General features: G+C 63.0%; 14 protein-coding genes. 11 read left to right on the forward strand and 3 right to left on the reverse strand.

Going from position 1 to position 12,936, the window contains the following annotated elements; genetic code table 11:
- Positions 1-75: 75 nt before the first annotated feature.
- From nrdR to HNQ60_RS01970, 8 genes are all read left to right on the forward strand, one after another.
- Entirely contained in the window at positions 76-594 is a 519-nt protein-coding gene (gene nrdR, locus HNQ60_RS01935) for a transcriptional regulator NrdR (RefSeq protein ID WP_184329332.1), read from the forward strand.
- Positions 594-1,724: a bifunctional diaminohydroxyphosphoribosylaminopyrimidine deaminase/5-amino-6-(5-phosphoribosylamino)uracil reductase RibD gene (ribD, locus tag HNQ60_RS01940; protein WP_246433354.1), complete on the forward strand. Its 1,131-nt coding sequence runs from the start codon at positions 594-596 to the stop codon at positions 1,722-1,724. The genes nrdR and ribD overlap by 1 nt, the downstream gene beginning before the upstream one ends.
- Positions 1,721-2,824, forward strand: coding sequence for a bifunctional 3,4-dihydroxy-2-butanone-4-phosphate synthase/GTP cyclohydrolase II (gene ribBA, locus HNQ60_RS01945; RefSeq protein ID WP_184329333.1), 1,104 nt, complete (start codon positions 1,721-1,723; stop codon positions 2,822-2,824). The genes ribD and ribBA overlap by 4 nt, the downstream gene beginning before the upstream one ends.
- Positions 2,825-2,943: 119 nt before the next feature.
- Positions 2,944-3,420 (forward strand): 6,7-dimethyl-8-ribityllumazine synthase, encoded by a 477-nt coding sequence (gene ribH, locus HNQ60_RS01950; protein WP_184329334.1) that lies wholly within the window; start codon positions 2,944-2,946, stop codon positions 3,418-3,420.
- 104 nt (positions 3,421-3,524) lie between these two features.
- Positions 3,525-3,977: a transcription antitermination factor NusB gene (gene nusB / locus HNQ60_RS01955; protein WP_184329335.1), complete on the forward strand. Its 453-nt coding sequence runs from the start codon at positions 3,525-3,527 to the stop codon at positions 3,975-3,977.
- 89 nt (positions 3,978-4,066) lie between these two features.
- Entirely contained in the window at positions 4,067-5,023 is a 957-nt protein-coding gene (gene thiL / locus HNQ60_RS01960) for a thiamine-phosphate kinase (protein ID WP_184329336.1), read from the forward strand.
- Positions 5,020-5,502 (forward strand): phosphatidylglycerophosphatase A family protein, encoded by a 483-nt coding sequence (locus HNQ60_RS01965; RefSeq protein ID WP_184329337.1) that lies wholly within the window; start codon positions 5,020-5,022, stop codon positions 5,500-5,502. Before thiL ends, HNQ60_RS01965 begins: the two co-directional genes overlap by 4 nt.
- Before the next feature lie 33 nt (positions 5,503-5,535).
- Positions 5,536-6,819, forward strand: coding sequence for a serine/threonine-protein kinase (locus tag HNQ60_RS01970; protein WP_184329338.1), 1,284 nt, complete (start codon positions 5,536-5,538; stop codon positions 6,817-6,819).
- 176 nt (positions 6,820-6,995) lie between these two features.
- Here HNQ60_RS01970 and dxs read toward each other — a convergent pair whose 3' ends face one another.
- The 3 genes from dxs to HNQ60_RS27345 are packed head-to-tail and all read right to left on the reverse strand — an operon-like array spanning position 6,996 to position 10,112.
- Positions 6,996-8,879 carry a 1-deoxy-D-xylulose-5-phosphate synthase gene (dxs, locus tag HNQ60_RS01975; protein WP_184329339.1) on the reverse strand — a complete coding sequence of 628 codons (1,884 nt, stop codon included), beginning with the start codon at positions 8,877-8,879 and terminating at the stop codon, positions 6,996-6,998.
- A gap of 26 nt (positions 8,880-8,905) precedes the next feature.
- Positions 8,906-9,814: a polyprenyl synthetase family protein gene (locus tag HNQ60_RS01980; protein WP_322096830.1), complete on the reverse strand. Its 909-nt coding sequence runs from the start codon at positions 9,812-9,814 to the stop codon at positions 8,906-8,908.
- 4 nt (positions 9,815-9,818) lie between these two features.
- Positions 9,819-10,112, reverse strand: a complete 294-nt coding sequence (locus HNQ60_RS27345; protein ID WP_407676421.1) for an exodeoxyribonuclease VII small subunit — start codon at positions 10,110-10,112, stop codon at positions 9,819-9,821.
- Between the two features lie 202 nt (positions 10,113-10,314).
- Here HNQ60_RS27345 and HNQ60_RS01990 point away from each other — a divergent pair, with 202 nt between their 5' ends.
- From HNQ60_RS01990 to HNQ60_RS02000, 3 genes are all read left to right on the forward strand, one after another.
- Complete coding sequence (locus HNQ60_RS01990; protein ID WP_184329342.1) at positions 10,315-10,731, forward strand: rubrerythrin family protein; 417 nt, start codon at positions 10,315-10,317, stop codon at positions 10,729-10,731.
- Between the two features lie 158 nt (positions 10,732-10,889).
- Positions 10,890-12,242: a heterodisulfide reductase-related iron-sulfur binding cluster gene (locus tag HNQ60_RS28020; RefSeq protein WP_184329343.1), complete on the forward strand. Its 1,353-nt coding sequence runs from the start codon at positions 10,890-10,892 to the stop codon at positions 12,240-12,242.
- Between the two features lie 2 nt (positions 12,243-12,244).
- Positions 12,245-12,835 (forward strand): DUF3501 family protein, encoded by a 591-nt coding sequence (locus HNQ60_RS02000; protein WP_184329344.1) that lies wholly within the window; start codon positions 12,245-12,247, stop codon positions 12,833-12,835.
- Positions 12,836-12,936 lie beyond the last annotated feature (101 nt).

Genomic DNA, 12,936 nt, shown 5'->3' on the forward strand with positions numbered 1-12,936 from the left:
CGGACGGCGAACGGCGGACGGTGAAGAGGCAGTCAAGATTTCCTTCACCGTCCGCCGTCCGCCAATCACTTCCTCATGCACTGCCCCTTCTGCAACTTCGAAGAAACCAAAGTCATCGACTCGCGGCTCGCGAGCGAGGGGCAGCAGATCCGCAGGCGTCGCGAATGCCTGAAATGCGGCGAACGTTTCACGACGTTCGAAAGCGCCGAACTCGTCATGCCGCGCATCATCAAGAGCGACGAGAGCCGGCAGCCGTTCGATGAGCAGAAGCTGCGCGGCAGCATGCTGAAGGCGCTGGAAAAGCGTCCCGTCGCGAGCGAATCGATCGATGCGGCCGTCGTTCACATCTGCAACAAGCTGCGGGCGATGGGTGAGCGCGAAGTACCTTCGCGCACCGTGGGTGAGCTGGTGATGGAAGAGCTGCACGATCTCGATGAAGTCGCCTACGTGCGCTTCGCGTCCGTGTATCGCAGCTTCCAGGACGTCGACGCGTTCCGCGAGGAGATCGATCGCATGCGCCACCGGCGGACCAAGCAGGAAGAAGAGAACCAGCTGGCTCTGTGGTCCGGCGGCGAGAAGCGGAAGAAGCGTTGATGGCCGCGGAGTTCTCGGATCTCGATCGACGGATGATGGAGCGCGCGCTCGAGCTCGCAGCGCTCGGCAGGTATTCGACGCAGCCGAATCCACGGGTCGGTTGCGTGGTGGTGCAGGGTGATCGCATCGTTGGCGAGGGAGCGCATCGGAAATCCGGCGAAGCGCATGCCGAGCCGCTAGCACTGCAGGCTGCGGGATCGGCCGCACGCGATGCGACTGTCTATGTGACGCTCGAGCCGCACTGCTATCACAGCCGGATGCCGCCCTGTACGGATGCTCTCATCAAGGCCGGCGTGAAGCGGGTTGTGTGCGCCTCGCTCGATCCCAATCCCAAAGTTCACGGCGCGGGCATGAAGCAGCTGCAGCAAGCCGGCGTGCAGACGCAGACGGGATTGCTCGAAGCGCAGGCGCACGAGCTCAATCTGGGTTTCGAGAAACGCATGATCAGCGGGTTGCCCCGCGTGATCGTGAAGATCGCGGCAAGCCTCGACGGTCGCGTCGCGCTGGCGAATGGCGAGAGCCGCTGGATCACGGGCGAGGCCGCGCGTGCCGATGTGCAGAAGCTGCGCGCCGAATCGAGCGCAGTGCTCACCGGCATCGATACAGTCATCGCAGACGATCCGCAGCTTACGGTGCGTGATGCATCGCTGGAAACACTCGGTCGCCAGCCTCTGCGTGTCGTGCTCGATTCGAAACTCCGCATGCCGGCAACAGCGAAGATGCTCGAGGAGAAGGGCGAGACGATCGTCTTTACCGCACAGCAGACGGGCGGCGAGGCGATTGCGCACCACGGAGCGAAACTGATACGCGTATCGGCCGATGCGGACGGTCGCGTGGATCTCGATCACGTGCTGCGTGAGCTCGGCACGCTCCAGTGCAACGACGTGCTGGTCGAAGCAGGCCCGACGCTCGCTGGGCGCCTTCTGCAATCCGGGCTGGCTGACGAGCTGATTGTGTACATCGCGCCGGTGCTGCTCGGCCCCGATGCGCGTCCGATGGCGCAGTTTCCGCGGCTCGAAAAGCTTTCCGATCGCTTACAATTCGCGCTCCATCGCAGCGAGACGGTCGGTGCCGATCTCAAGCTCGTGCTGCGGCCGCAGACGCGGACTCATTCCCAGAAGCTCCCATGAAACTCAATTCGATCGACGAGATCCTGGCCGACATCCAGGCCGGCAAGATGGTCATCATCATGGACGATGAGGATCGCGAGAACGAAGGCGACCTCGTGATGGCCGGTGAATCGGTGCGCGCTGAAGACGTCAACTTCATGGCGCGGTATGCGCGCGGACTCATCTGCCTCACGCTGACGCGTGCGCGCTGTCAGCAGCTGCGACTGCCGCTGATGGTGAGTCACACGAACATCGATCACACCACGAACTTCACCATCTCCATCGAAGCGGCCGAGGGCGTGACGACCGGTATCTCGGCGCACGATCGCGCGCAGACTATTCGCGCCGCAGTGAAACGTGATGCCAAGCCCGAGGATCTGCGGCAGCCCGGCCACATCTTTCCGTTGATGGCGCAGGCGGGCGGCGTGCTCACGCGAGCGGGCCACACGGAAGCAGGTTGCGACCTGGCACGTCTCGCGGGAATGGAGCCGGCCGCGGCGATCGTCGAGATTCTCAATGAAGACGGCACGATGGCGCGGCGCCCCGACCTCGAAAAATTCGCCGAGCTTCATCAGCTGAAGATCGGCACGATCGCCGACCTCATTCGCTACCGGCTGGAGAAGGAGCGATCCGTCGAGCGCATCGCCGAGCAGGAAATCCAGACCGAGTTCGGCCCGTTCCAGATGATCTGCTTCGAAGATCACGTGAACCGCACGGTGCATCTCGCACTCGTTCGCGGCGACATGGCCGCGAGCAAAGTGCCGCTCGTTCGCGTGCACGTGAAGGACACGCTGCGCGACGCGGTCGGGATTCAGAACGAAATGCTCGGCTGGCCTTTGCGGTCAGCGATGCAGCGAGTCGCAAAGGATGGTCACGGGGTCGTTGTCATCCTCCGTCCGGAAGAAACAGCTCGCGACCTGATGGACGCCGTGCAATCGCTCGTGCACGTCGAACCGGCGGCGCCCCGGCCGGCGGGTCCGGGCGTACTGCGGACCTATGGCATCGGTGCACAGATTCTGCGCGACCTCGGGATTTCCCGGATGCGGGTGCTGTCAGCGCCCAAGCAGATGCACGGGTTGTCGGGGTTTGGGCTGGAAGTGGTGGAGTACGTGGATGGGTGAGGACAGCCGCGAGCGACGAGCCAGCCAAGGCTCGGTCCGGAAGGCCCCTTCGCTGAGCTATACTGCGCCCCAATCCCATTCTGGCTCACAGCTCGTCGCTCATCGCTACCAGCCCTCCCATGGATTCCATCAAAACCCTCGAAGGCGATCTCCAGGTTCGTGAACTGCGCTTCGCGATCCTCGCGTCCCGTTTCAACGATTTCATCGTCGAACAGCTCGTTCGCGGCGCGGTCGACATGCTCAAGCGCCACGGCGCGAGCGACAAGCAGATCGAGATCGTGCGCGCGCCGGGGGCTTTCGATCTCCCGGTCGTGGCTCGCAAGCTCGCGCTGACCAAGCGCTACGACGCGGTCATCGCACTCGGTGCAGTGATCAAGGGTGCGACGGCGCACTTCGACTACGTCGCAGGCGAATGCGCGGGTGGTCTGGCGCGTGTGGCCAACGATACGGGCATTCCGGTGACTTTCGGCGTGCTGACAACGGATACGATCGAGCAAGCCGTCGAGCGCGCCGGCACGAAGGCGGGCAACAAGGGCGCCGATGCCGCGGTGACGGCCATTGAAATGGCGAACCTGCTGCGCAAGATCGAGCAGTAACGGATCCGATGAGGCTCCGCGGACACCGCGGGCGGCAAACCAATGGTCGCTTCCCGGCGTTCCCGACGAACGCCGCGGATCTTTTTCGTTCGAACAGTTCAGCCATGACAACAGACGCAGCCAAGAAACCCAACCGCGGCACGCGCGCACGATCGATCGCGCGCAAGCTGGCGATGCAGGCGCTGTATCAGTGGCAGCTCACGGGCCAGTCGGCAGCGGACATCAACCTGCAGTTCCTCGCGAGTGAGGAGATCGAGGGCTCGGATCGGGAGTATTTCACCGAGTTGCTGAAGGGTTGCGTCGATCAGGCCGAGAAGATCAACGCCGCCATCGCTCCGTTCATCGACCGCCCGATCGAGCAGCTCGATCCGGTCGAAAGGGCGATCCTCATGATCGGCCTGTTCGAGCTGACGAACCGGATCGACATCCCCTACCGCGTCGTGATCAACGAAGGCGTCGATCTCTGCAAACGCTTCGGCGCCACGGACGCGCACAAATACATCAACGCCGTTCTCGATCGCGCGGCCCGCGACATCAGAAGCGCGGAGCGCGGCTAGGCGCACCCACCCGGCAGCCAGGTGCTGCACGGGCGTTTTCATCACACCGACCTTCTTTTCGGCACTCGTTCGCGGCTACTCTTCGGGCCATGAGCCTCGGAGAGTTCGATCTCATTGCCCGGTACTTCGCCCGTCATGCGGCCCGCGGCGACGTTCTGCTCGGCATTGGCGATGACGCTGCGGTCATCGCTACGCCGGCCGACCGGAGGCTGGTCATCGCCATGGACACGATCGTCGAAGGCGTCCATTTCCCCGTCGGCACCGCGGCCGCGGACATTGGCTATCGCGCGCTCGCGGTGAATCTGAGTGATCTGGCAGCGATGGGGGCCGAGCCCGCCTGGATGACGTTGTCGTTGTCGCTGCCGGAGTCGGAAGCGCAATGGGTGGCGGCGTTCGCTCAAGGACTCTTCGAACTTGCCGATCTTCATGGCGTAGCACTGATCGGCGGCGACACAGTTCGCGGACCGATGGTGATCACGGTGCAGGTCGCCGGCTATGTCGAGACCGATCGCTGGCTGACGCGGTCAGGTGCGAAGGAGGGCGACCTGATTTTTGTTTCCGGTTCTGTTGGCGAGGCGGCGGCTGGATTGAGTGTGATTCAACAGTCGGGACCCGGGGCTGCGGCGTCGCGCAGTCTGCGTCAACGCTTCCTGCGTCCACAGCCGCGCGTCGAACTCGGACGACATCTGCGAATGTTCGCAACGGCTGCAATGGACATCTCGGACGGACTGCTGACGGATCTCGACAAGCTCTGTGCCGCGAGCAACTGCGGTGCCGAAGTCGATGTCGGTGCGTTGCCGATATCCGCAGCGATGCGCGAGATGTTCGATGAGGCAAGTTGCGTCGACTACGCACTGGCAGGCGGAGATGACTACGAGATCATGTTTACCGTCCGGCCGGCGCAGGTGGCGCTCGTTCCGGCGGGATGCACGCGTATCGGAGCGATCACGAAGGGCAAGGACGTTCGGTGCATTCGGGATGGCTTGCCCGTGACGGTGCGACGAAGAGGGTACGACCACTTCGCGACGAAGGACTCAGCGCCATGAAGTGGTCGGCCGATCCGCGCATCCTGCGTGAACCCGTGCACATTCTGGCCTTCGGCTTCGGCGCCGGGCTGATGCCGCGGGCACCGGGCACGTTCGGAACGCTGATCGCCGTGCCGATCGTGCTCGGCGTCATGCATTTCGGCTGGCAGGTCCACGTCGCGTTTGCAATCGCAGCATGTGTGACCGGCGTCTGGATTTGCGGGGAAAGTGCGCGACGGCTCAAGGTTCACGATCACCCGGGGATCGTCTGGGACGAGATCGCCGGTTTTGCGATCACGATGCTGGGCGCGCCTCACAACTGGTACGGGCTCATCGGCGGGTTCGCATTGTTCCGCCTGTTCGACATCTGGAAGCCCTGGCCGATCCGGGAGGCCGATCACAGACTCCGGGGAGGGCTGGGAATTATGCTCGATGACGTAATTGCGGGGCTGTTTGCCGCGGCGATTCTGCTTGTTCTGACCCACGTCGTTAAGACATAAGAACTTCACAGCTTGAACCTTCCGAGCAACCTGATGGCCCAGCGTCCTGCCACACGCGAGCAGCGTACTCCCGAGAAAGTCGGGAAGTACGTCATCGTCAAGGAAGTCGGCCGCGGCAGCACCGGCGTCGTGTATCTCTCGCACGATCCTTACTATCGCCGCGACGTCGCGATCAAGGTCTACAACCTCGAGTCGCACGACGAAGACAAGGCGCGCGTCACGCGCAAGATGTTCCTCTCGGAAGCTCACATGGTCGGCATGCTGCAGCATCCGAACATCCTTCCGATCTACGACGCAGGCGAAGAGGACGGTCACTACTACATCGTCACCGAGCACGTGCACGGTGCCCGCACGCTGTCGGCCTACTGCAAGCCCGACAACCTGCTGCCGATCGATGACGTCGTCGAGATCATGTACAAGTGCGCGAAGGCGCTGCACTACGCACACAGCCGCGGCGTGATCCATCGTGACATCAAGCCGTCGAACGTCATGCTCACGCAGGCGAACGACGTGCGCATCATCGACTTCGGCATCGCGCTCGTTGCCGACTCGGATATTTCACGCATCGAGGGTATCGCCGGCAGCCCTTCGTACATGTCGCCCGAGCAGGTGCAGTCGCTCGAGATCACCAACCGCTCGGATCTCTATTCGCTCGGCGCCGTGATGTACGAATTGCTCACGGGCTTCCGTCCCTTCCGCGGCGGCAATCTCTCGAAGCTGCTGCACCAGATCGTTTACGCCACGCCGCAACCGATTCACGCGCTGCGCCCCGAGATGCCGGAGCTTCTCGAGGACACCGCCGCGAAGTCGCTGCAGAAGGATCCGGCGAAGCGCTATCGCAACGGATTGGAGCTGGCGGCGGATCTCACGCGCGTTCACCAGACGCTGCGCGAGGGCTCCTCGAAGATCGATCGCCAGGAACAGTTCTCGATCCTGCGCACGCTCAAGTTCTTCCACGATTTCTCGCAAGCCGAGATTCTCGAAGTGCTCCGCGCGAGCACGTGGCAGGACTACTCGGGCGGCGAGGAGATCGTCAAGGAAGGCGAGATGGACGACCGCTTCTACGTGATCGTCTCCGGCACCGCATCCGTCATGCGCAACGGCAACGGTGTCGGTGAATTGGAAGCGGGCGACTGCTTCGGCGAAACGAGCTACGTGCGCGGCGCCAAGCGGCTTGCAACCATCAAGGCGACCACGGATGTGACGCTGATGAAGGTGAGCTCGACGCTGCTCGAGCAGTCGTCGGCGGCTTGCCAGCTGCGGTTCAACAAAGTATTTCTGCGCAGCCTGATCAGTCGACTGCAGAGTCCGAACTGACATCGCGTCCGCGATGTCATCCCCGCGCAGGCGGGGATCCATCTGAACTGTGGTCCGCGATGTCATCCCCGCGCAGGCGGGGATCCATCTGAACTGTTGTCCGCGATGTCATCCCCGCCCAGGCGGGTATCCATCTTCTCAAACGCATGGATTCCCGCTTTCGCGGGAATGACGGATTATCTCGCCGCCGCTTTCGCCGGCACCTGCCACCATCGCTTCACGGCGCCTTCGATCGACGCGACATCCAGTCCCGCAGCGGTCAGGCAATCGTTGCGCGAACCGTGTTCGATGAAACGATCAGGGATGCCAAGGTGCAGCGTCGGCAACGGCAGGCCGTGAGAAGCCAGGCATTCGGCGATGGCGCTGCCTGCGCCACCCGCAACGACGTTCTCTTCCACTGTCACGATCGCGCGATGTGAGCCGGCGAGCCGGACCAGCAGTTCTTCGTCCAGCGGCTTCACGAAACGCAGATTGATCAGCGTCGCATCGAGCTGCTCTGCGATGTGCTCACAGAACGGCACCATCGCACCGACGGCGATGATGGCGAGTCCGCCGCGTCCTTCCCGACGTGTCTGCGCCTTGCCGATTGGCAGCGCCTGCATCGCCGATTCGATTGCGACGCCAGGCCCCTGGCCACGCGGATAGCGGACAGCAGCCGGCTTCTCGCTGCGCACGGCGGTGAACAGCATCTGGCGGCATTCGTTTTCATCGGCCGGCGCCATGATGATGAGGTTGGGAATGCAGCGCAGGTAGGAGAGATCGTAGCTGCCCTGGTGAGTTGCGCCGTCGCCGCCGACGAGTCCGGCGCGATCGATTGCGAACGTGACGGGCAGATTCTGGAGCGCGACGTCGTGAATCAGCTGGTCGTAGGCGCGCTGCAGGAACGTCGAGTAGATCGCGACGACGGGCCGCAGTCCTTCGCAGGCCATTCCGGCGCCGAGCGTCACGGCGTGCTGTTCGGCAATCGCGACATCGAAATAGCGATCGGGGAATTTCTTCGAGTACTCGACCAGCCCCGAACCTTCGCGCATGGCGGGAGTGATGCCGACGACGAGCGGATCCAGTGCCGCCATGTCGCACAGCCACTGGCCGAAGACCTGCGAGTAGTTCGGTCCCGTGGCCTTCTCTTTGAAGATCACGCCGCTCTTGTGATCGAACGGACCCGGGCCGTGCCACTTGATCGGGTCTGCTTCGGCCGGCGCGTAGCCCTTGCCCTTGCGCGTGATCACGTGCAGGAACTGCGGGCCGCGCATTTCGCGGAGATTCTTCAAAGTCGCCACGAGCGCGGTGAGGTCGTGGCCATCGATCGGGCCGATGTAGTTGAAGCCCATCTCTTCGAAGATGGTCCCGGGCAACACCATCCCCTTCATGTGTTCTTCGGAGCGGCGCGCGAGCTCCCACACGGTGGGCATGCGCTTGAGGACTTTCTTGCTGCCTTCACGCAGCGTCGCATAGAGCTTCCCGGACAGGACGCGTGCGAAGTAGTTGGAGAATGCGCCGACGTTCTCCGAGATGGACATGTCGTTGTCGTTGAGGATGACGAGCATGTCGGTGTCGAGGCTGCCGGCGTGATTCAGGGCTTCGAATGCCATGCCGGCGCTGAGCGCACCATCACCGATGATCGCAACGACGCGGCGCTTCTGTCCGGATCGCTGCGCGGCGATCGCCATGCCGAGCGCGGCACTGATCGATGTGCTCGAATGGCCGACACCGAAAGTGTCGTACTCGCTCTCGCCGCGAGTGGGGAACGGCGCAAGGCCGTCCTTCAGCTTGATGGTCTGCAGTCGATCGCGGCGACCGGTCAGTACCTTGTGCGGATACGCTTGATGGCCGACATCCCAGACCAGTCGGTCGTCGGGTGTGTCGAAGACGTAGTGAAGCGCCACCGTCAGCTCGACCGTGCCGAGGCCCGCTGCGAAGTGCCCGCCCATCTGGCTGACCGTTTCGATCAGGTACTGGCGCAACTCGTCCGCAACGTCGTTCAGCTGCGCCGCCGGAAGAGCACGCAGGTCGGACGGCGCATTCAGTTGAGACAGCAGTGGAAACGCGGGTTTCGTCATGGCGGGGGAGTTTACCGTACTCGCTTTCAGTGCCGTCTCAGTACAAGCCAGTCCGACAGGGAAGCCAGGGGAGCGGCCGCCGGCCCCAGGATTTCCAGGGCATCGAGCGCGCTCGCGTGGAGCTCTTGCATCTTTTTCCGGGAGGCGTCGACGCCGGCGACGGCGGGATAGGTGGGCTTGTTGTTCGCCTGATCAGCCCCCGTGGCTTTGCCCAGCAGTTTCGGATCGCCTTCGACGTCCAGGAGATCGTCCTGGATCTGGAATGCGAGACCGATGTCCCGGGAGTAACGGTCGAGCGCCTGCGCGACGTCGCGCTGCAGGTTCGCATCGCAGTACGCGCCCATGAGCACGCTTGCGCGGATGAGCGCGCCGGTTTTGCGGGCGTGCATTTCTTCGACCTCGGAGATGTTCAGGGCCGTTCCCTTGGCGGCGAGATCGATTGCCTGGCCGCCGGCCATGCCACCGGTGCCACTGCCTTCCGCCAGCAGTTCGACGAGCCGCAGACGGATGGCCGGGTCCTTCGGCAGGCCGTGCCCGGTGGCCAGGATCTGGAATGCGAGCACCTGCAGGGAATCGCCGACGAGAATCGCCGTGGCCTCATCGAAAGCCTTGTGACACGTCGGCCGTCCGCGGCGCATGTCATCGTTGTCCATTGCCGGCAGGTCGTCATGGACCAGCGAATAGGCGTGAATGAATTCCACGGCGCACGCTGCTCCATCGACAGCCGATTCGGCGAGCCCGAGCGAGCGGGCAGTCGCATACACCAGCGCGGGCCGGATGCGCTTGCCGCCGTTGAGCACGCTGTAACGCAGGGCTTCGTGAAGCCGGGTGGGGTGGACCTCGCTTCCCGGCAGGCGGGCTGCGAGCTCGGCTTCGACGCGAACCTGCCAGCCTTCGAGGCGGCTGGCGAAACCTGGATCTCGGGGGATGCTCACGGGATCAGGATTCGTCGGAGTCGGGATCGAACGGCGCCGCTTCGAGCTCATCACCCGCGCTGGCGCCCGTCTTACGCAACAGGATCTCGACCTTCTGCTCGGCCTGGGTGAGCGCTGCCTGGCAGACGCGTGTCAGTTGAACGCCGCGTTCGAACTGTTTGAGCGAATCGTCGAGCGACAGCTCTCCCTGCTCGAGCTTCTCTACGATGGCCTCGAGCTCGGCGAGCGAGGCTTCGAAGTCGGGGGCAGGCGCGCCATTGGTGGCGTCAATCGGGGTATCGGTTGTCTTCTTGCTCACGGACAGCGTTGCGATGGTTCTGCGGCTGGCGGGGATGCGGGCGGCGGCAAGCTTGCACGCGCGTTCCAAGGTGGTCAATTGCAGTGCAAAGCGACTACACCCGATCGTCTTTCGCTCCGGCGGCGGCGTTGACTTGCCCGCGGCAAGGGGACTAGATTCGACGACAGTTAGACTCTGTCTAATACACACGAGGGTCCGACGCATGAGCAAACTCAAGGGCAGCAAGACCGAGCAGAACCTGAAGGACGCATTTGCCGGCGAGTCGCAGGCAAACCGCCGCTATCTCTATTTCGCAGCGAAGGCCGACGTCGAAGGCTTCAACGACGTTGCCGCGGTATTCCGTTCGACCGCCGAAGGTGAAACCGGCCATGCGCACGGCCATCTCGAATATCTCGAAGTCGTGGGCGATCCCGCGACAGGCCTGCCGATCGGCGGCACCTCGTTGAATCTCAAGGCCGCGATCGCGGGCGAGACTCACGAGTACACGGACATGTATCCCGGTATGGCGAAGCAGGCGCGCGATGAAGGCTTCGATGAAATCGCCGACTGGTTCGAGACCCTCGCGAAGGCGGAACGCTCGCACGCGAATCGGTTCCAGAAAGCGCTGGATACGCTGTAGGAGAGAAGCGGTTAGCGGTTGGCGGTTAGCGGTTAGCAAGAGCGCCGGGGCCAGCCGCGTTCACGTAGGCAGCCGTCGAGGAAATTCGGCGGCTGTTCCCGCCAGCCGGAAGGTTGTGAGCGCGAAGCTCATGGCCTCAGCCAAGCGAGAGCTATAGCGTGGCAGAAAAGAAGACCGCCGCAGGGTCGCGCGAAGGAAGTCTCGAAGCGCCCACCCGCCATCCGATCGCCTGGAAAGATCCTGAATTTCTGAACGAGGCTTCGCTCTTCAAGGAGCTGGAGCGGATCTTCGACATCTGCCACGGCTGTCGCCGTTGCTTCAGTCTCTGCAATTCCTTTCCGACGCTGTTCGACGCGATCGACGAGTCGAGCACCGGAGAGCTCGACGGCGTCGACCGCAAGGTCTACTGGAACGTCGTCGACCACTGCTACCTGTGCGACATGTGCTACATGTCCAAGTGTCCGTACGTGCCGCCGCATCCCTGGAATGTCGATTTCCCGCATCTGATGCTGCGGGCGAAAGCTTACAAATTCAAAAATCAGCCACCGGTATTCCGCGACAAGGTGCTGAGCTCGACGGACCTCGTGGGCAGCATCGCCGGAATTCCCGTCGTCGCTGAAATCGTGAATGCGGTCGCGGCAACGAAGGCCGGACGCTCGATGCTCGACAAGACGCTCGGCGTTCATCCGCAGGCGCCGATCCCCGAATATCACAGTCGCACCTATCACAAGCGCCACAAGTCGCGGCAGCATCCGAGGATCGAGCCGCAGGCGGGCGGCGAGACGCGCGGCAAGGTCGTGTTGTTTGCCACCTGCTACGGCAACCGCAATGAGCCGGATCTGAACGACGATCTGGCCGCCGTTTTCGAGCACAACGGCATCGAGGTCACGATCCTGCGGCAGGAAAAGTGCTGCGGCATGCCGAAGCTGGAGCTCGGCGACCTCGACGCGATCGCGAAGCTCAAGGACGCGAACATCCCGGCGCTCGCTGCGAAAGTCGACGAGGGCTGGGACATCGTCACGCCGATTCCTTCGTGCACGCTGATGTTCAAGCAGGAATTGCCGCTGATGTTTCCGGACGAGCCGCGGGTCCGCAAAGTCCAGGAGGCGATGTTCGATCCCTTCGAGTATTTGTGGGCCCGCCACAAGGCGGGGCTCATGCGGACCGATTTCCCGCGGAAGATCGGCAAGGTCAGCTACCACGTGCCCTGTCATCTGCGCGTCCAGAACCTGGGACTGCGCACCCGCGACGTCCTCATGCTCGTGCCGGAAACCCAGGTCGAGCCGATCGAGCGTTGTTCCGGTCACAACGGAACCTACGGCGTGAAGCGCGAGTATCGGGATATCTCGATGAAGATCGGCCGTCCGGTCATCCGCAAGGTCGCCGATTCGGGCGCGGATCACTACGCCAGTGATTGCCCGATGGCTGGACATCAGATCGAGTCGGGCCTGGAATCGCACAAGGAGCCGACGCATCCGATGAAACTGTTGCGGATGGCGTATGGAATCTGAAAATGAAACTCACCCGCACCGACCTCATGTCCCTCGAGCAGTACTCCGTCGACCGCAAGGAATTCCGGACGAAGGTGCTCGATCACAAGCGCGACCGCATCCTGACCGTCGGGCCGAACACCAGCTGGTCGTTCGAGGATCGCCTGACGATCCAGTATCAGGTGCAGGAGATGCTCAGGGTCGAGCGCATCTTCGAATCGCACGGCATCCAGGATGAGCTCGATGCCTACAACCCGCTGATCCCCGACGGCAGCAACTGGAAGGCGACTTTTCTCATCGAGTTTCCGGACGCCGAAGAGCGACGGGTGAAGCTCGCGCAGCTGAAGGGGATCGAAGACCGCTGCTGGGTGCAGGTCGATGGTTTCGAAAGGGTGTTTGCAATTGCCGACGAGGATCTCGACCGGGAAAACGACGAAAAAACCTCGGCGGTCCATTTCCTGCGCTTCGAGCTGACACCTCCCATGACCGCGGCGGTGAAAAGCGGCATGGATGTGAGCATCGGCGTGGATCACGACAGTTACGCGCACGAAGTGCGCCCGCTCCCGAAGTCAATCCGGGATTCGCTGGCGGGGGACTTGAGGCCGGCCAGCTAGCCCAGCTGGTTAGCAAGCCAGCCAGAGAAGATAAAGCCGCTGCTGGGCTCTGTTTCGGAAGCGCAGCGGTGCGCTAGACTTCGCGCCGCCTCCGGTCGGGC

Source organism: Povalibacter uvarum (genome assembly GCF_014202975.1).
Lineage (GTDB): Bacteria > Pseudomonadota > Gammaproteobacteria > Steroidobacterales > Steroidobacteraceae > Steroidobacter > Steroidobacter uvarum.